The 18,165-nt window shown below is 53.9% G+C and carries 14 protein-coding genes and 3 pseudogenes; 9 read left to right on the plus strand and 8 right to left on the minus strand.

All coding sequences use genetic code 11. The annotated features are described in order from the left end of the window. Window positions 1–2: 2 nt before the first annotated feature. From HGO37_RS21595 to cysG, 4 genes are all read left to right on the plus strand, one after another. A complete protein-coding gene (locus HGO37_RS21595; protein WP_192489293.1) occupies window positions 3–800 on the plus strand; it encodes an ABC transporter ATP-binding protein in 798 nt (265 codons plus the stop codon). Window positions 801–804: 4 nt separating this feature from the next. Next, window positions 805–3,252 (plus strand): nitrite reductase large subunit NirB, encoded by a 2,448-nt coding sequence (gene nirB, locus HGO37_RS21600; protein ID WP_250985161.1) that lies wholly within the window; start codon window positions 805–807, stop codon window positions 3,250–3,252. A 4-nt stretch (window positions 3,253–3,256) separates the two neighbouring features. Continuing rightward, a complete protein-coding gene (nirD, locus tag HGO37_RS21605) occupies window positions 3,257–3,589 on the plus strand; it encodes a nitrite reductase small subunit NirD (RefSeq protein ID WP_192489291.1) in 333 nt (110 codons plus the stop codon). A 136-nt stretch (window positions 3,590–3,725) separates the two neighbouring features. Next, window positions 3,726–5,213 carry a siroheme synthase CysG gene (gene cysG, locus HGO37_RS21610; RefSeq protein ID WP_250985162.1) on the plus strand — a complete coding sequence of 496 codons (1,488 nt, stop codon included), beginning with the start codon at window positions 3,726–3,728 and terminating at the stop codon, window positions 5,211–5,213. Window positions 5,214–5,464: 251 nt separating this feature from the next. Here the strand turns inward: cysG and HGO37_RS21615 are convergent, their stop codons facing one another. Next, window positions 5,465–5,815, minus strand: a complete 351-nt coding sequence (locus HGO37_RS21615; protein ID WP_192489289.1) for a MarR family transcriptional regulator — start codon at window positions 5,813–5,815, stop codon at window positions 5,465–5,467. 98 nt (window positions 5,816–5,913) lie between these two features. Here HGO37_RS21615 and HGO37_RS21620 point away from each other — a divergent pair, with 98 nt between their 5' ends. The 5 genes and pseudogenes from HGO37_RS21620 to HGO37_RS21640 form a co-directional block, all read left to right on the plus strand. Continuing rightward, a complete protein-coding gene (locus HGO37_RS21620; protein WP_250985163.1) occupies window positions 5,914–6,453 on the plus strand; it encodes a hypothetical protein in 540 nt (179 codons plus the stop codon). A 3-nt stretch (window positions 6,454–6,456) separates the two neighbouring features. Then, the gene (locus HGO37_RS21625; RefSeq protein WP_250985164.1) at window positions 6,457–7,131 is read left to right on the plus strand and encodes a lysozyme family protein; all 675 of its coding nucleotides are present in this window, start codon (window positions 6,457–6,459) and stop codon (window positions 7,129–7,131) included. Then, the gene (locus HGO37_RS21630) at window positions 7,128–7,427 is read left to right on the plus strand and encodes a TrbC/VirB2 family protein (RefSeq protein ID WP_250985165.1); all 300 of its coding nucleotides are present in this window, start codon (window positions 7,128–7,130) and stop codon (window positions 7,425–7,427) included. Before HGO37_RS21625 ends, HGO37_RS21630 begins: the two co-directional genes overlap by 4 nt. 5 nt (window positions 7,428–7,432) lie before the next feature. Next, entirely contained in the window at window positions 7,433–7,771 is a 339-nt protein-coding gene (locus tag HGO37_RS21635; protein WP_250985166.1) for a VirB3 family type IV secretion system protein, read from the plus strand. After that, window positions 7,764–9,533: pseudogene (locus tag HGO37_RS21640) on the plus strand (VirB4 family type IV secretion/conjugal transfer ATPase); the annotation flags it as partial. The gene HGO37_RS21635 and the pseudogene HGO37_RS21640, both read left to right, overlap by 8 nt. Here HGO37_RS21640 and HGO37_RS21645 read toward each other — a convergent pair. The 7 genes and pseudogenes from HGO37_RS21645 to HGO37_RS21670 all read right to left on the minus strand — a co-directional run. Further along, window positions 9,527–10,174: pseudogene (locus HGO37_RS21645) on the minus strand (type 2 periplasmic-binding domain-containing protein); the annotation flags it as partial. The pseudogenes HGO37_RS21640 and HGO37_RS21645 overlap by 7 nt on opposite strands. A gap of 77 nt (window positions 10,175–10,251) precedes the next feature. Then, window positions 10,252–10,641, minus strand: a complete 390-nt coding sequence (locus HGO37_RS21650; RefSeq protein WP_250985167.1) for a Y4oE-related protein — start codon at window positions 10,639–10,641, stop codon at window positions 10,252–10,254. Window positions 10,642–10,901: 260 nt separating this feature from the next. Beyond that, window positions 10,902–11,114: a transposase domain-containing protein gene (locus tag HGO37_RS26550; protein ID WP_352230600.1), complete on the minus strand. Its 213-nt coding sequence runs from the start codon at window positions 11,112–11,114 to the stop codon at window positions 10,902–10,904. An 81-nt stretch (window positions 11,115–11,195) separates the two neighbouring features. Next, window positions 11,196–11,867 (minus strand): annotated as a pseudogene (locus HGO37_RS26555) (IS66 family transposase); the annotation flags it as partial. Between the two features lie 602 nt (window positions 11,868–12,469). Continuing rightward, window positions 12,470–12,796, minus strand: coding sequence for an IS66 family insertion sequence element accessory protein TnpB (gene tnpB / locus HGO37_RS21660; protein WP_250985168.1), 327 nt, complete (start codon window positions 12,794–12,796; stop codon window positions 12,470–12,472). Between the two features lie 568 nt (window positions 12,797–13,364). Continuing rightward, the gene (locus tag HGO37_RS21665) at window positions 13,365–15,290 is read right to left on the minus strand and encodes a polysaccharide biosynthesis protein (protein ID WP_250985169.1); all 1,926 of its coding nucleotides are present in this window, start codon (window positions 15,288–15,290) and stop codon (window positions 13,365–13,367) included. Window positions 15,291–16,230: 940 nt separating this feature from the next. Next, window positions 16,231–17,106 carry a glycosyltransferase gene (locus tag HGO37_RS21670; protein WP_250985170.1) on the minus strand — a complete coding sequence of 292 codons (876 nt, stop codon included), beginning with the start codon at window positions 17,104–17,106 and terminating at the stop codon, window positions 16,231–16,233. Window positions 17,107–18,165 lie beyond the last annotated feature (1,059 nt).

The following is an 18,165-nucleotide window of genomic DNA, read 5'->3' on the forward strand; positions in this document are numbered from 1 at the left end:
TCATGAATGCTTATCTCAAGCTTGATCATATCGACAAATATTTCGACAAGGGTGGTTCTCGGGCCGAGGTATTGAAAGGTATCAATCTCACCATCGACAAAGGCGAGTTTGTGTCGGTCATCGGCCATTCCGGATGCGGGAAATCAACGATGCTGAACCTGATTGCCGGCCTGACGAAGGTGTCGTCCGGCGCTGTTCTGCTTGAAAACCGTGAGGTGAATGAACCAGGGCCAGAACGTGCCGTCGTGTTTCAGAACCACAGCCTGCTACCCTGGCTTTCGGTCTACGAGAACGTCAATCTAGCTGTCGAGAAAGTATTCAGCTCCACTAAGAGCAAATCCGAGAGGCATGACTGGGTCATGCGCAATCTTGATCTGGTTCAGATGGGGCACGCCCGGGACAAGAAACCCTCGGAAATTTCCGGTGGCATGAAACAGCGTGTCGGCATTGCCCGGGCACTTTCTATGGAGCCAAAAATTCTGCTGCTGGATGAGCCGTTTGGCGCGCTGGATGCGCTGACGCGTGCGCATCTCCAGGATGCGGTGATGGAAATCCATGCCCGCCTCGGGAACACTATGGTGATGATTACCCATGATGTCGACGAAGCGGTCCTGCTGTCCGATCGCATTGTCATGATGACCAACGGACCAGCCGCCCATATCGGTGAAGTGCTTGACGTGCCGCTGTCTCGACCACGCAACCGCATCGAGCTTGCGGCCGACAAAACCTACCTCAAATGCCGCGAAGCCGTTTTGAAGTTCCTTTACGAACGTCACCGTTTTGTTGAAGCAGCGGAGTGAAACCATGACGCAAAAACTTGTCATTATCGGCAACGGCATGGCTCCGGGCCGCATGCTAGAAAATCTGTTTGAGACGGCTCCAGGCCTTTATGATGTTACGATTTTTAATGCCGAGCCGAGAGTTAACTACGACCGTATCATGCTGTCACCGGTGCTTTCCGGCGAGAAGGATTATGAAGATATCATCATTCATTCGGATGAATGGTATGCGGCAAATAATGTGACATTACACAAGGGAGCCAAGGTCTCCGATATTGATCGTGATCGCAAGACGGTAACCAGCGAAAACGGAATTACAGTTTCCTATGACAAGCTGGTGATTGCGACGGGTTCTTCTCCCTTCATCATTCCAGTGCCGGGCCATCAATTGCCGGGGGTTCTGGCTTACCGCGACCTGGATGATGTCACAAAGATGCTGGACATTGCGGCGCGACGCGGCCGAGCAATTGTCATCGGGGCAGGTCTGCTGGGACTTGAGGCGGCCTATGGGCTGAAGCGCCAGGGAATGGACGTTACCGTCATTCACCTGATGCCGACCATCATGGAGCGCCAGCTTGATCCCGCCTCTGCCTATCTTCTGGAAAAGGCTCTCACTGATCGCGGTATCGACATCATCACCAAAGCCAACACCAAGCGTATTCTCGGTGAGGACAAGGTGGAGGGTATTGAACTCGAAGATGGCCGTATCATAGCAGGTGAGATGGTGGTTATGGCGGTCGGCATTCGTCCGTCCGCCGGCCTCGCGAAGGATGCTGGCCTTGCCGTCAACCGCGGTATCGTGGTCGACGATGGTATGATGACCTCTGATGCTTCGATCTATGCGTTGGGTGAATGTGCCGAACATCGTGGCATGTGCTACGGCCTTGTCGCTCCGCTCTATGAAAGTGCAAAGGTTTTGGCCGACAGGCTGACTGGCGGCCAAACGGAATATCATGGCTCCGTTACCAATACTAAGCTGAAGGTCACAGGCATCAATCTGTTTTCTGCAGGTGATTTTGCCGAGGGTGACGACCGTGAAGAGATCGTGCTGCGTGATGCCACGGCCGGCGTCTACAAACGCCTGATCCTTAAAGAAAACCGTATTATCGGTGCTGTGCTTTACGGTGAAACCTCGGATGGCTCGTGGTTCTTCGACCTGTTGAAGAAAGGCACGAATGTCTCCGAAATGCGGGATACACTGATTTTCGGGCAAGCCTATCAGGGTGGTTCTCCGCTCGATCCGATGGCGGCAGTGGCAGCCTTGTTAGCTGATGCGGAAATATGCGGCTGTAACGGCGTCTGCAAGGGACAGATCGTCAGTGCCATTACATCCAAGGGTCTGACGAGCCTTGACGACGTTCGTGCCCACACCAAGGCCTCTGCCTCCTGTGGCAACTGTACGGGTCTGGTTGAGCAGTTGATGACCCTGACGCTTGGCGACAGTTACAATCCGGCAGCCGTTCAACCGATGTGCAAATGTACGGATCTTGGCCATGATGATGTTCGCCGACTGATCAAAGCCAAGGGTCTGAAGTCAATTCCTGCTGTCATGCAGGAGCTGGAATGGAAGACATCATGCGGTTGCGCGAAATGTCGCCCGGCGGTGAACTACTACCTCGTCTGTGACTGGCCAGATGAATATGCCGACGATTACCAGTCCCGTTTCATCAACGAGCGCGTTCACGCAAATATTCAAAAGGATGGCACCTATTCTGTTGTGCCGCGAATGTGGGGCGGTGTGACCAATGCCAATGAATTGCGTGCAATCGCCGACGTTGTCGACAAGTTCGAAATTCCGCTTGTGAAAGTTACAGGCGGCCAGCGTATCGACCTGTTGGGGATTGAGAAAGAGGATTTGCCAGCGGTATGGGCTGATCTTGGCAAGGCCGGGTTCATTTCCGGCCAGGCCTACGCCAAGGGTCTGCGGACGGTGAAAACCTGCGTTGGCCAGCAGTGGTGCCGCTTTGGAACACAGGATTCGACCGGATTTGGAGTGCGCATCGAAAAGTTCATGTGGGGTTCCTGGACACCTGCGAAATTGAAGCTGGCAGTGTCAGGTTGTCCACGCAACTGTGCTGAGGCGACCTGCAAGGATATCGGCATCATCTGCGTGGATTCCGGTTTCGAAATCCATTTCGCCGGTGCCGCCGGTCTGGATATCAAGGGAACCGAGGTTCTTGGTCTTGTAAAGACCGAGGACGAGGCACTGGAGCACATTGTGGCTCTGACCCAGATGTACCGTGAGCAGGCGCGGTATCTTGAGCGCATCTACAAATGGGCCAAGCGTATCGGTTACGACGAGGTCCGCCGCCAGATCATGGAGGATGGAGAAAAGCGACGCGCTTATTACAACCGCTTTGTCTTTAGCCAGAAGTTTGCGCAGGTCGACCCATGGTCCGAACGTGTGTCTGGCGAACATAAACACGAGTTCAATCCGATGGCGACCATCGGTTTTAATCAGGCCGCGGAGTAAAACCATGAGCAACTGGGTCGAAATTGGTCATGTCTCGGATATTCCACTGCGAGGTGCGCGCTGCGTGAAAACACCTATGGGGAAGATTGCCGTTTTCCGCACAGCGGACGATCAGATTTTTGCGATTGAAGATCATTGCCCGCACAAGGGCGGCCCGCTTTCACAGGGCATCGTCCACGGCGCGTCCGTTACATGTCCACTGCACAACTGGGTGATCTCGCTTGAGACGGGTAAGGCCTTGGGAGCGGATGAGGGGGGGGTGAGAACCATTCCCGTTCGCAATGTAAATGGCATGCTGGCCATTACGCTTGAAGCGCTGATGATCGCGGCAGAGTAACCGCAGTCTAGTCGCGGTCCTGGATCCGAAAACGCCTGCGCCATTTTCTCCTGGCGCAGGCGCAAACACAACAGCCACATTTTCAATGCCAACGCGACCTGCAACAGATCGGCCGCTGCGATGGAAGGGATCAGCCATGGATGTCGTGCAAACCGCGCGAAATGAAACCGTCCGCATGGAGGCGCTGGCCAAATTGCCGGTATTTTGGGATTTGGCTGGCAAGGCCGTTGTCTTGTGTGGCGGCTCAGATGCTGCGGCGTGGAAGGCGGAACTCCTGCTGGCCTGCGGTGCGCAATTGCATCTGTATTGTCCGCAACAGGCGCTTGGTGAATCGATGCTTTCGCTTATGGGGCGGGCTTTGCCAAACCCTGCCGCAGTCATCACTCATCACGATACAGATTGGCATGAAGGCTGCTTTCAGGCCGCAGTTTTGGCGATTGCAGATTGTGATGACGAACAGGATGCCAAAGTATTTTTTGAGGCAGCCACACGTGCAGGTGTTCCTGCCAATGTTATCGACAAACCGCAGTTTTGCCAGTTTCAGTTTGGTTCGATCGTCAATCGATCACCTGTTGTGGTTGCGATTTCCACTGATGGTGCAGCGCCTATCCTGGCGCAGGCTATCCGCCGACGCATTGAGACCCTGCTACCGCTGTCGCTTCAGAAGTGGGCCGACATGGCTCAACATATTCGTGAGCATGTGAACGGCTCACTTGCGCCCGGAAATGCCCGGCGGAACTTCTGGGAGCGGTTTGTTGATCGCGCATTTACCGAGAGCGCCGACAACCAGATGCAGGACAAGTTATTGTCGGATATTGGCGGCGCCGGAAAGCTCGCTGCTGGCAGATATGGCAAGGTCACGCTGGTTGGTGCCGGGCCGGGGGATGCGGAGCTGTTAACGCTCAAGGCGGTTCGTGCGTTGCAGGCGGCAGATATTATTCTGTTTGATGACCTAGTGTCTGATGAGGTGCTTGAACTTGCCCGACGTGAGGCCAAACGCATGCTGGTTGGTAAGCGTGGTGGCCGCACAAGCTGCAAGCAGGAAGACATCAACGCCATGATGATCAATTTCGCCAAGGCAGGCAAAAGGGTTGTGCGGCTGAAATCGGGTGATCCGATGATTTTCGGCCGGGCAGGGGAAGAAATTGCAGCCCTTAAAGCCGAGAATATTCCGGTGGAAATTGTGCCAGGCATCACTGCGGCGAGCGCTATGGCGTCCCGCCTTGGCGTTTCTTTGACGCATCGAGATCATGCACAATCCGTGCGCTTTGTGACCGGACATTCCCGCAAAGGAAATTTGCCGGAAAATCTCGACTGGAACGCATTGGCAAGCCCGACCGTGACGACGGTTTTTTACATGGGCGGTCGTACAGCACCAGAAATCAAAGCACGCCTCATCGAACATGGCATGAGCGATTGCGCACCCATTGTTATCATGAGTGCTATTACCCGAGCTGGAGAGCGGCGCTGGTGCGGACGTTTGCGCGATCTCGATGCCGGAATTATTGAAATTGGTGTAGATGAGCCGGTTTTGATTGGCATCGGCAACGCATTTGCACCGGCGCTCTGCCGAGTTATCGATGTAACAACTGCCGATGTTTTTGCTTCAACGGCTATGCTTTAATACCATCTATCTTTTTAGCCTGTCGGCTTTTCTGGGGGCGGGCTGTGTCGAGGGTGCTCCATAATCAGGCGCTGCTTCATCCCTAGGCCACGGCTGCATCGCAGCCATTTAGCCATGTACACATTGGGCTATGCGACTGTGCGCTGTTCCAGATGAATACCCGCGTGACGAGGATATTCAATGCTAACCAACACTCGTCCGCTGCCGCCGAGTTGTGTCGTAAAAAATATAGTTTAATCCGCAATTTCCAATCAGCTTTCGAAGGTGCTCAGCTTATTTAAAAGGTCTTGGGATATCTCGAATTGACGCGCGGTCCCCCTGCCCATGGAATTGGTACCCATGGTTTCATTCAGCATGCCCCGCTTGACGAGCAGATCAACAGTCTCCTTTGCACCGCTTCGGGTTAATCCTGAAATATCTACGATATTTGTGAGGGTTAACCTCTGGTGAGCCTGGCTCATAGTGTAAAGGATCGTCATCATTCCGATCTCCTTTAGCCGTGCTTGTGGCGTTTCGTCCTCAAGCGGATGTTCGAAAATCTCCTTCAGGATTAGTCCGGAGAAGGCAAGGTTGTGCAATTGTGTCTTGATCGCTCTTGTCATGCTATTTAACTATGTTATATACGATAGTAAAATTGCATTGCGTACTTGTTGGCCATTGCTGCCGCAGCGCGCTGTCGTTGTACCGGAGGGGCAAGTCCATGAAAAACCTTCTGCTGAATAGTCTGCTGTCTGTCTCCTTCATGCTGCTATCCTATCTGATTTCCGGCAGCAATGCGCGTGCAGATAATTGGGGATGCGAGGTCATCTTGTGCCTTTCCAATCCCGGCGGGCCAACCCAGTATGCCGAATGCCGGCCTCCAATTCAAAAACTCTGGCGCGCGCTTGCCAAAGGCCATTCGTTCCCAGCGTGCAGCGGCGTCGGATTTCGCAGCTCCCGGCCGGGCTACGAACCATACTATTGCAATGGGGGCTATCGCCTATCAGGCAGTTACGGTCCACGTGGTCGAGAGACGACCTGCGTTTCAAGCGAGCTCCAACGGATAGACCGGTCACTTTGCTCCTTCGGACATGACCATTCAGCTGGAGATTCCGACTCTGTCTTGTCTGCGCGGTGGCAGCGCCAGGAAGGTCGGCTTGAGTGCATGGGCTACCTTATCATGCGCCCCAATCTGCGATCACAACCCCACTACGTCGACGTCACCATCGACGGCGCCGGCAAGCAGCGCGTCTGGTATTGAGCGATGAGCGAAGCTTTCGTCGATATCGCGCAGAGCTGCGCGCCGGAAGTCCGGGTGGAAACACTAGCCGCCGTCGTGAGCCTTGAGAGCAGGTTCCTTCCCTTCAATATTCGTATCAGTAGAGGTATGCCGCTCCTTGCGCAGCCCGCCAGCAAGGCTGAAGCAATCGAGGTTGCAACCGCCTTGATAGCGGATCGCCAGGAGATCCAGATCGGACTTGGTGGTATCGGGGTTGCGGAGCTTCGCAAGCTGAACCTCTCTGTCTCTGATGCCTTTGACCCATGCGAGAATCTTAAGGCGACCGCTACGCTTCTCGACGGCTACTATCGCCTCGCTCTGCGTTTCGGAATGAGCGCCGCGCGGGCCGAAACGGTGATGCTCCAGTCCTACTATGGGCGATATGAACCTCCCGATGGAGACATGGTCCGGTATGACGAACAGGTACGCGATGAGGTGATGCGCCTCTCTCCAAAACTCACGTCACTCGCGATTGGCGGATCGCCTAGGTCAATGACCCGCGATGACACCACCAAAGAGCGCTCAGAAAACCAACTGACGAAGTCAGTCGCCAATCAAGTCACACAGACGGAAGAAACCGCATCATGGAACGTGTTCCGTTCCAGACGGCACTCTTCTGTCTTCGTTTTCCACAATGATCAATCGGAGCAGAGTGAATGATCTCCAGAACCAGCCTTCGACCCTATGCAGCCTCGGCGCTGATGGCAATCGCGATTGCTGCATGCCTTGTTGAACCGGCCTTTGCCCAGGCTGCCGGTATCGAAACCGTGTTGCAGAACATCGTTACCATGCTCACCGGCAATATTGCCCGCCTGCTGGCGATCATCGCCGTGATCGTCATCTGCATTGCCTGGATGTTCGGCTATATGGATCTCAGAAAAGCCGGATACTGGATTATCGGCATCGGTGGCATTTTCGGGGCCACCGAACTCGTCAACACCATCGTCGGCAGTTGAAGAGCATGGTGAGCGTTCCTGCACTCGAAGAAGACACGCTGTTCCTGGCTTGCACCCGACCGGCCATGGTCGCCGGTGTGACCATGGAAGCGATGGGCATCAACATCATGCTGACCACTGTCCTCTATATCACTGCCGGATCCATTGCTTATGCTCTTGTCGGTATCGTCTTCCATCTCGTGTTCCGGTCGCTGGTCAAGCAAGACCACAACATGTTCCGTATCCTGCTTGCCTGGATCGAAACCCGCGGACGCGCGCGCAATGCTGCTTATTGGGGCGGGGCGACACTCTCGCCGTTGAGGCTTGTCCGGTGCTACAACGAAAGGGATCTCAGCCTTGCGTGATCTCGCCAAATTACGGTCCCGGGAACTTGGGCCGGAGACCTTCATTCCCTATGTCCGCCACGTCGACGAGACCACCTTGGTGCTCGATTCCCGCGCGCTGATGACCGTGCTCGTGCTCGAAGGTGTTTCATTCGAGACTGCCGATAGTCTGGATATGAACGGTCTGCATCGCAACCTCAACACCCTCTATCGTAATATCGCCGACGAGCGGTTGGCGCTCTGGACGCATGTCATCCGTCGGCGTGACAACGACTATCCAGACGGACGCTTCACCAATCGTTTTTCCGAGGGCCTCAATGCCAGATACCGTGCGCGGATGGTGTGCGAGGACCTGTTCCGCAACGATCTCTATCTTACCCTGGTCTGGTCTCCGAGTCGTGATCCCGTCGACAAAGCCGCGCACCTTCTTTCTCGTTTGCGTAAGGCGCGGCGATCCGGGGTTGAGCTGGACGAAGCGGCGCTCAAACACCTGCACGACAAGGTGGTCGATGTGGTCGCCGGGCTGAGGCGATTCGCCCCGCGCGTCCTGTCTCTCCATGAGCGCGACGGGATCTTATTCTCCGAGCCGAGCGCGTTTCTCCACCAGCTTGTCGGTGGGCGTCGTGAGGCTTTGCCACTGACGGAGGGACGGATTTCGTCAGCGATCTATTCCGACCGGGTGATTTTCGGTCGTGAGACGGTGGAAATCCGTCATGAGGCGCAAACCCGCTATGCGGGCATGTTTGGCTTGAAGGAGTATCCGGCAACGACGCGTAGCGGCATGCTTGACGGCATCCTGACCGCGCCGTTCGAGCTTGTGTTGACACAGTCCTTTGCATTCACGTCGAAGGCCGACGCCCGCGCGATCATGGGCCGCAAGCAAAATCAAATGGTTAGCGCGGCCGACAAAGCAGCCTCACAGATCGAAGAGCTCGGTGCGGCGATGGATGATCTCGAATCCAACCGCTTTGTGATGGGCGAACATCACCTCGGACTTGCGGTATATGCTCCGTCTGTCAAGGAACTGACCGATCATATCGCAAAGGCACGCGCCCATCTCACCAGCGGCGGGGCCGTTGTCGCACGCGAGGATCTCGGGCTCGAGGCTGCCTGGTGGGCGCAACTGCCGGGCAATTTCCGATACCGCGCCCGCTCGGGTGCTATTACCTCGCGAAATTTCGCCGCTCTTTCCCCCTATCATTCCTACCCTGCCGGCCAGAAGGACGGCAATGAATGGGGGCCGGCGGTCGCCATGTTGAAAACAGCGTCCGGATCGCCGTTCTATTTCAATTTCCACCATAGCGATCTCGGCAACACCTTTGTCTGCGGTCCGTCTGGTGCGGGTAAGACGGTGCTCCTCAATTTCATGCTCTCACAGCTCGAGAAGCATGATCCGCATGTGGTGTTTTTCGACAAGGACCGGGGGGCTGACCTGTTCGTTCGTGCCGCAGGTGGCACCTACCTGCCGCTTCAAAACGGGGTGCCAACTGGCTGCGCGCCGCTGAAGGCGCTTGATCTGACGTCAGAGAACAGGCTTTTTCTTATCCGCTGGGTTGGCAAGCTGGTGGGAGCGGCGACACGGGAACTGACTGCCACTGAGCTGCGCGATATAGCCTCAGCCGTTGACGGTCTCGCGGACCTTCCTGTCGAACGCCGCTCGATCGGCGCGCTGCGTACGTTCCTCAACAATACCGATCCCGAAGGTATTGCGTCGCGGCTTCGACGCTGGGAACGGGGAGGGCCGCTTGGCTGGGTCTTCGACAATGATCTGGATGATATCGGGTTTTCCATGATCGAAGACGACTGTTCGAAACCGATTGATTGCTTGGCAAGGTTGCCCATCGCTTCGAAACCGGGATCCACGTTGTCGATGAGATCGCCACCATTGGTGACCGACATGATCTGCATGAGATAAGCCGCCATGATGTTCTGGAACGTCGGGAGGATGACCTTCCCTTTCAGTTCATCGCGAAATAAGGCCGACCAAGAGGCAGGCGCGAATGCAAGTTTGTCTTTGCGCCACAGAAGAGACAAATACTGAACTTCGTGGACCGCCCCGCAAGCGCCCGCGATGCTGCTGATCTCCGGACTGAGTTTTGCAATGTTCGGAACACTTTCCAGTGAAAATTTCTCGAGAAGGCCGTCCCTGCATCCGTCGAGCGACTGTGAAGCAGTCATGACGACGACATCGAAACCTGGCCGACCGCGTGTGGCCTTGATTTTAGCGTAGTCTTGCGACGCGGATCCCACCGCATCGTAAATGACCTTTGTATTGAACTCTTTTTCGAAGGGTTCGATGATCCGACTGCGGATGATATCCTCGTATGGTCCGCCATAGCTGTTGACGATCAGTTGCTCTGCAACTGCAGCGCTGGCCACGCTGGTTGCTGCTATAAATGTAATAAACAAAAATCCGCGTTTCATCGTTCGCCCTTTTGATTTTGCTGATTGTCCAGGATTTCCGCGAGATATTGCCGGTATTTTATTGGTAAGTTCCAATATTAATTTCCGACTATTGATCGGATTTGACGAACAATTAAATGGCGAAGGTTTTGGGAACAAAACAAGCGATTAAGATTGTCGCGAATGGTTTCGTCTTTTTGAGCATAGTCACCTTCAACCATCGACCGATCAATTTCTACGATCGGGGGCGGAAGGAGAGAAAAGACGGGGGAAGTCTTGCGAAGTTCGCAAAAAAGACCGAACCAGAAACGGTAGTGGTCATCGATACCATCGCTACGCGCTTCTATGGCGCACCACGCTGCTGCTGTCGCGGCATGGAGTCCATAGAGATCACGCATTACCTCAAGGGCGGTAGCAATAGGTATTCCGTCGTACACCTCAACAGGTGCGAACGGCAAAGGTGGCATTGCAGAAGATTTTTCTGACATGACGACTCTCCAATGAGAGTCCGGCCGAGCTAGTGAAAGAGTTGTGGCCGGACACTGCCTTGGCGACCCTCGCCGTCCGGATGCACACCACTTGTCATGTCCTCGCATGCTAGGACAATTTGTAACAAGAATGAAGCTAAATATCCATTCGGACAATACAAAGTGACCGGGCGCTAACGACTGACGCGACAATTCAGGTTTGGCAGCAAGTTTTTTTAAGGCGTGTGGGACCTTAATTGATCGTTACAAGGGACCTGTGATTATAGTCCCGAAGCACGGTCGATTTGGAGCAGATGATGGTAAGCATCCGGTAAGGGGCGCAGCTCGGGTTGCTTGAGAGTTAATGATTGAAGGCGTCCAATTCCACGGAAGCATAGCTCGAGTTTGACAACCGGTGTGGTCGCGACGCGGACGAGAACGTCGGCAAGCCACGCTTTTGGATCGATGTTGTTGAGCTTTGCCGTCAAGATCAATGTGGTAGTGAAGGCTGTACGATCTGCACCGCGATCTGACGCCGCGACGAGCCACGATTTTCTGCCGAGTGCAAAGCCTCGGAGTGCTCGCTCGCCCGCATTGTTCCTCAGGCAGATTCTGCCGTCTTCCAATGATGACGTGAAGCCATCTCATCGCTGGAGCGTATAATCGATCGCCTTTGCAACGGGAGAAGTGCGCGACAGGTTTTCCCGCTCTGTTTGAAGCCAGGCCTGCAGTTCGTCGACAGGGGGCGGACTGTCTGTGCTACGTCGATCCAGGCGTTGGTCAGCTGTAAACCGGTTGATCGTCACCTCGATACAGAACAGGACGCCGATCCGCTTGACGGCTCCCAGCGCCATCGGTGCGGTATTTTTTCCATGATTGGCGTTTGCGGCAATTTCGAAGAGCACGAAAAATTTGCGCTGCGAGTGCGCCCAGCTCTGTGCTTGCGTCAAAGGACCTGCGATCAACCTTGAACAGCGAATTGTAGCCGGCATATGGGTCAGCTTACAATATTCCGGAGACGTGATTCAGGGGGCGTCGTGGATGTTTCTGCGGTCTATCGCGCGAGTATAGTAAAGGCCGGTCGGCGGTGAGTGGCCTTCGAACGACCGATCCTCCCGCAGGTACTTACAGACGCGGCCCGTATTGGTCCTTTCCTTGGCTAGGATCGGCACGGTCGTACCGTCACCATGCAGGCGCTCAGCGGCAAGGACATGCGTTTCGATCAGAGAACGAAGTGGCTTGAACACCGTGGCACATGCTCGGACCTAGTCGGCCAGCGTTGATAAACTAACGGCGTCGCCTTCGCTATGGCGATTGAGCGGAGGGTGCTGAGCGAACTTCTCAAATAGGATCATTGCTAGCAAGTTCGGCCCGGCAAAAGCAAGGTGTGTCATATGGAAGGGAGCCGGTGGCTGGGCAATCTTCTGACATTCGCGGTAGGTAAACTTCTCTCGCTCCGTCTGGACAACTTTCCACTGGCGAGGGATGACCTCGAGGGTTTAGGTGATGTCCTCATCAAGCTTCGATAATTCGACCGAACCGCAGCAGGCTCAGTTCATCTTCCCCAGCGTCTGCCTCGAGTTCTTCGAGTTTTAACTCCATCTGCTCCAGGAGGCCTGCTTTCGGTTGGGCTGGCTGCCATAGAAGTCGCGGCGGACTTTTTTGATCTCCAGCTTCTACAGCACGATCAGCGGCTCAGAATGGGATACAAGTATCTCTGCAATGGCAGCCTTGGCCTTGACGGTCATCGGTTCTGCCTCAGCGGCGGCACGTCGGGAACGTCGGGCACATCGGTCGCATCGACCATAAAAAGATTGAATCATATTCGACCCTGTCATGCCAAGTTTGCTCATCCGGCAGATGTCGGACGCGAAGTCTTTTGCAGCATCCGCCATACGATACCTTCCAGCAGATAGCCGAATTGTGCAGGTGTAGTCGCCACCGTGCTGTCGACCGCTGATGGCCAGATGGACCTCCCGCGTTCCAGCTTCTTTGTGAACAGGCAAGCTCCCTGTCCATCATGCCAGATGACGATTATCAGGCGACCTTCAAGACAGCGGAATACGAGCAGGTGCCCACACATCGGGTCACGTTTCGATGCATCCTGCACCATCAAAGTAAGATCCGGAACGGCTTTGCGCGTTTCGGTGTAGCCCTTCGCCAGCCAGACCTTCACACCAGCAGGTGCGGGATCATCCGAGCACCATCACGCAATCGAGAATACGGCCAAGCCGTTCGGTATGGATGTCGTTATCCACCCAGACGCGACGGTTCCGTCCAAGTTCGATCGTCACATCGCTGCGCTTACAACGAGACTTGTATGTAGCAGGCGGTTACGGTTGAACCCTAGGTAATGCCGATGCGGCATCCGACACCAACGTGCTCGGTATCTGTGTTGGAGGCTCTCGATCCGGCAGGGTTCCTTGCGCCAACGGAAGAGCTGGCTCCAATGAACCCCGGCATTACGTGCAATCTCAGAGATGAGGACTCCCAGTTCAAGGCAAGCAGCAAAGAGTTGCCCCTTCTTCACGCGATCAACGCCGACTGAGTTGTACCGAGGTGATGGATTCAATCTGCACGGTAGTAGGACTACCTCTCGTGTTTGCACTAGGACTGGCAGTCCACACCTATCTCCGCAGGATGGCCTCAACCGTGTATTTACCTCTATACTCTCACTGCATTTTTGAACTCGGGTAAATGCGTGGTTATACTGCTGTTGTAGGAGGGATTTTTCGGAGAAATATTTAAGAATTTCCGTTCATACGTTGTCTGATCATCACCAAATCAACAATATCGGCGCTTGGACGGTAGCCCGATACCATTGTAGCCATCAGTTTGAGCACTTCAACAAGATCGTTGGCATCCATAGCGGATCTCAGTTTGTCGAGCATGGACTGTAGTTCCGACCATTGGAAGAACTCCTCATGCGCTGTCATGATGCGAGGGTGTGTCGTTGCGGTAGGATTGTCGCCAATCAACAGTTCTTCATAGAGTTTTTCGCCTGGTCTCTGGCCGGTCATGACGATCTCGATATTGCCATCGGGATTTGCCTCGTCCCTGATTGTCAGGCCGGAGAGTTCGACCATGCGACGGGCAAGATCGATAATTTTAACGGGCTCACCCATATCTAAAACGAAAACGTCTCCGCCAGTTGCCATCGCGCCGGCCTGAATGACAAGCTGGGACGCCTCGGGGATAGTCATGAAGTAACGGGTCATCTCCGGGTCGGTGAGCGTGATAGGTCCGCCATTGGCAATCTGCTGCCGGAAGAGTGGGACGACTGACCCGGAAGAACCCAATACATTACCAAATCGCACTATGGAAAAGGTGATATCACGGTTCTCTGCGGCCAGAGCCTGCAAAACCAGTTCCGCCATGCGCTTGGATGCGCCCATGATATTCGTAGGGCGAACCGCTTTGTCTGTGCTGACCAAAACGAACGATTCAACGCCTTTCTCAATCGCAACGCGTGCAGTCGCAAGTGTCCCGAGAACGTTGTTAGAAATGCCTTCTACCGGGTTTTGCTCGACAATAGGGACATGTTTATACGCTGCTGCGTGATAAATTGTATGTGGCCTAAAGCTTTCCATGACATCACCGAGACGCTTCCCATCGCGTACAGAACCAAGGAGAGCGACAATAGTGTATTCTCTTGATGGATCACCGCGAACAAGCTCGGCGTGGATGGAATAGAGTGTGAATTCGTTTTGCTCGAACAGGATTAGTCGTTCTGGACCAATCTGCAAGATTTGACGACAGAGTTCACTGCCGATCGAGCCGCCTGCGCCTGTGACCATTACGACCTTACCCTTGATGTTCCGGGTTAGCAGTTCATCAGACGGTTTTACCGGGGCACGGCCGAGGAGGTCGTCGATAGCTAGTTCCTGGAAGTCAGCCATGTTCACACGGCCCTGTGCAATCTCGCTGACATTGGGAACCAGTCTGACCGCGACGCCTACACCCCGTAAGCTCTCAATAATGGCCATGCGGCGTTCAGCGTTAATTCTAGGGGTAGCGAGAAGAACTGTTTTGACGTTCAAATGTGCGACGGCTTCCTTAAGCTCGTGAGGTGCATAAACACGCACACCGTTGATAAGTGAACCATGAAGATTTTTATCGTCATCAAGATAGCCGCGCACCATTAGCTGCCCGCCGTTCCGTAGAGCACTGGCAAGTTGCCGCCCGATGGTTCCTGCGCCGTAGATTAGGACATTACGCTGTGCATTTTTGGTGAGTTCACGACGATATGGTGCTCCTAGTATCTGTCGAGTGACCAATCGTGAAATGCAGATCGCCAACAGCAGCAAGAGAGGCTGCATGATGCCAACGGTTCTGGGTATACCCGGCACGCTAATGACCGAGAACACCAACATGAACACTAGGCCATAAAGCGCAATGGCGCGAATAATGGCAAGAAAGGCCGCCCAGCCAATGTAGCGAAAAATTGCCCTATACAAGCCGTTTACAATAAAGAGAGGTAGTGCAATGGCCAGAGAAACCGGTATCGTTAACAGTTGAACGTCCGATAAAAAATCCCAGGTGTCGAGGCGCAACGAGAAGGCTAGCCACAGCGTCAATACACAGAGCGTACTGTCAACAAAAACAGCAACTGTGCGTTTTGTCCAACGAGGCAGAGCCAATATCTCTGATGTAATGTATTCCCACTTCATCAACTATTGCCTGTCTGTCCTCTGATTTAATTTCTCATGTAGCGGACAATAGCCTGTCGGATCAATCTTTTGATGAACGATGGGATTTGTAAAATGCCCGAATAAGATAATTTCTGCTGGATGGTTTCTGTTTGGTGTCGGCTTGTTTGCGCTAACGGGTTAGGTGGAGCAGCCGATCCAGACAAATTGGAGACTTTTATATTGTTTTAGGGACGGCAGCCTTTTCTGGCCATGTAACAGTGCTGGAAATCAGTTGCCTAACTTCGGTGTAATTGTCCGACAAAATGAATGCGGTAGTTCACTTCGGTTATTCAAGCCATAGGGCTCCAATGCCTTATCAACCTCCTGACAGCCAACGCAAGAACTGAAACAGTTCTGATGAGCATTACGCTCACTGAGGTCAGCGAGAGCCGGACCATTGCTTGGAAGGCATACGGACCCATCACAGGTAAGGGAGCACTGATTTACCTTAGTGCTGCCTCGGTTGTTCCTGACAGCATGGTGCATAGTATTGTCGCTGAGTAGAGCGCAGACGCCACGGGAATTAATGGTAGAGCGTGGACAAATGTTCCGTTCATCCCCGTTAAGCCGGTTGGTGAGAGCTCGACCGTCCCCATGGCCACGTGGCAATATGTTCTGATTCGTGTGATTACTGCGGCAAACCCGATGGTTCGCCTGACGATCACAAAGGACAACAACTCAACAGCGCGAACGATACGGGCTGGGCTATAGCAACGTCCAGCAGTTGGGATACCTGACGATATTGTGATGTTCTCCGGCCCATCTCTGATGTCGCCCCAAAATGCGATCAGTCAAAATAAAATCTCACATCGCTTGTGCGTCAACACGTAGCTTGGCGGATGAGACATAAGAATGACGGCCCCACATTGGGCGTCAGTTGGTGACGCCGAGAATGTGCATAACGGCCAAGCCTTTGCAATCAGCCGTTTATCCGCTCGCGCGCTGGAGCCGATAGCTCAGGCAGATATCGGTTTGCCAATCGGCCCAAAAGTGTCGTTGCTGGCCATGGGCTGTTCTTGTCGAAGCCCTTCTTGCGCCACCGCTCGTTATAGCAGTGCAGAAAGCCAGCACTCTTCGGCAGACGGGTGCCTTTCATAAAGAGCGCGCGGGGGCATTCAGCGGGCAAGAGCGGATTGGCGAAGTCCGGTTCCATCAACGTGGGTACGACCACCGGGTAGTTTCTGGCGAGCATGGTTAGCAGCCGCGGTCCGCAATCACCCCATCGCAGCTTCTGCGTTTCGTAGCGCTCCGCAATCGCAAGGGCCAGATCGATGATATCGCCGGATTTCGGCTGGGGGAGATAGATCAGATTGTTGTTCAGCCGGTAATGACGCCCATCCATTTTGTGCTCCGTTACAACGAAGCCATCAACTGCCTTCGCTTGCAACTGCAAAGCAGGAAGCATGCAGATGACGTCAAGATCGGACCAAAGACCACCTTTCACGCAAAGGACGGCATAGCGGAACAGATCGGCGAAACCCGCGTAGCTGCCATTGTGGTAGCGAAAAATGCGGCTCTCCGGCAGGATTTCGCGCGCGTCGCACAGCTCCACACCAGCGGGAACTTCACGCATATCGCCATATGTCCAGAGCCGAACACGGTATCCGTTTTGAACGAAGCTGGAGCATGAAAGCCGTTCGAGGTTGCTCAGTTCTCCATGAACCCAAAGCATATGGACCGCGACCTCGGCATCGGGTGCAGCAGGCTTTTCTGGCAGGTCACTAAAGTTTGAGAGCGGTATGCTGTGCTTACTTGAAATTGCTTTTGAAAAGCTTTTTTTCAATTTAAAAAACACGAAAACTTTCCCTAGCGTCGCACCGATGGGATCGCACAACCACAACTATATTGCAATCACCCCTTAGGCAAATAGTGGGGTGCGTATCGTCTAATTCTAAGGTAAGGTTGCGCTAACAATGGAGGTTAAATCAATGACCGATCCTCGTGACAATCCGATTGTGCTGCAGTTGGTTCTGGACAGCCTAGCGTCAGAAACAATACCCGATTTGACGACTTATCCTTGCTCCCAAGAGCAGTTCCTTGCGATCCGGAATGAAATGCTAGTGTTGCTCGTACCAACGCAAAAAAATGATTCGTCAGAGCCGATTTTGAATGCGCCTTGGTAACCACCACTATTTTAATGGTGGGGACCAGACACGAAAAAAACCGCCCGTAGCGCGGCCTATGGGCGGGCCTCGTTTTTCCTTTTTTGGATAGGGACAGCCCTAAAAACAATGCACGCACGGTTTGGCAATATCAAACCGGGATTTGAAAGCACTTTGAAGCTCCCTTCAATAGGCGATCGGCAACCATTCGTGCAGCATTTACCCGTGGATGGACATATGTTTCCAGAAACACCACTGAGCTGCTCCAATTGCCTGCCGCCATCGTTGTCGGAATGTCCATCCCAAGTTCAAATGGTACGGTGACACAGGTTTGCCGAGCAGGGGTGTGCGGTGGCTCCTGAGAAGCCTCAGAACTTTCACAAAGCTTTTTTCGAGAAAATACGTCAAATGGCCCCGGGCGAGGTTGGCTGGACAATTTCATAATATCGCGAAAAAGATAGGTTGACTCTGGAAACAGCGGGGCGTCGACTGGGGATCTCGGATAGGTAAGTGCATTTCTCGCCTCTTATCTATCTCTGACATACAATGCGCAGAAAAAAGGCATTCCAGTTTCACGTTCAAAATCCCGAAAAATCGCGGCGAGCCAGAACGCTTAAAAAGCGCTAGCAAAAACAACCGAAGAATTTTTCTGTCCAGGAGCTATTTCATTTCCGTCCAGAAGGTGGCGCCGCGCCACAACCGTCCGCCGGACTGGAACACTTAGGCCCATTTAAGTGATTGGCGATGCAGCT

It is taken from the genome of Rhizobium sp. CG4, from assembly GCF_023701965.1.
GTDB lineage: Bacteria > Pseudomonadota > Alphaproteobacteria > Rhizobiales > Rhizobiaceae > Agrobacterium.

What these genes read in the sequence shown, in the direction of transcription:
- HGO37_RS21595 (WP_192489293.1), top strand. Translation starts at nt 3, where the DNA reads ATGAATGCTTATCTCAAGCTTGATCATATCGACAAATATTTCGACAAG.
- nirB (WP_250985161.1), top strand. Translation starts at nt 805, where the DNA reads ATGACGCAAAAACTTGTCATTATCGGCAACGGCATGGCTCCGGGCCGC.
- nirD (WP_192489291.1), top strand. Translation starts at nt 3,257, where the DNA reads ATGAGCAACTGGGTCGAAATTGGTCATGTCTCGGATATTCCACTGCGA.
- cysG (WP_250985162.1), top strand. Translation starts at nt 3,726, where the DNA reads ATGGATGTCGTGCAAACCGCGCGAAATGAAACCGTCCGCATGGAGGCG.
- HGO37_RS21615 (WP_192489289.1), bottom strand. Translation starts at nt 5,815, where the DNA reads ATGACAAGAGCGATCAAGACACAATTGCACAACCTTGCCTTCTCCGGA.
- HGO37_RS21620 (WP_250985163.1), top strand. Translation starts at nt 5,914, where the DNA reads ATGAAAAACCTTCTGCTGAATAGTCTGCTGTCTGTCTCCTTCATGCTG.
- HGO37_RS21625 (WP_250985164.1), top strand. Translation starts at nt 6,457, where the DNA reads ATGAGCGAAGCTTTCGTCGATATCGCGCAGAGCTGCGCGCCGGAAGTC.
- HGO37_RS21630 (WP_250985165.1), top strand. Translation starts at nt 7,128, where the DNA reads ATGATCTCCAGAACCAGCCTTCGACCCTATGCAGCCTCGGCGCTGATG.
- HGO37_RS21635 (WP_250985166.1), top strand. Translation starts at nt 7,433, where the DNA reads ATGGTGAGCGTTCCTGCACTCGAAGAAGACACGCTGTTCCTGGCTTGC.
- HGO37_RS21650 (WP_250985167.1), bottom strand. Translation starts at nt 10,641, where the DNA reads ATGTCAGAAAAATCTTCTGCAATGCCACCTTTGCCGTTCGCACCTGTT.
- HGO37_RS21665 (WP_250985169.1), bottom strand. Translation starts at nt 15,290, where the DNA reads ATGAAGTGGGAATACATTACATCAGAGATATTGGCTCTGCCTCGTTGG.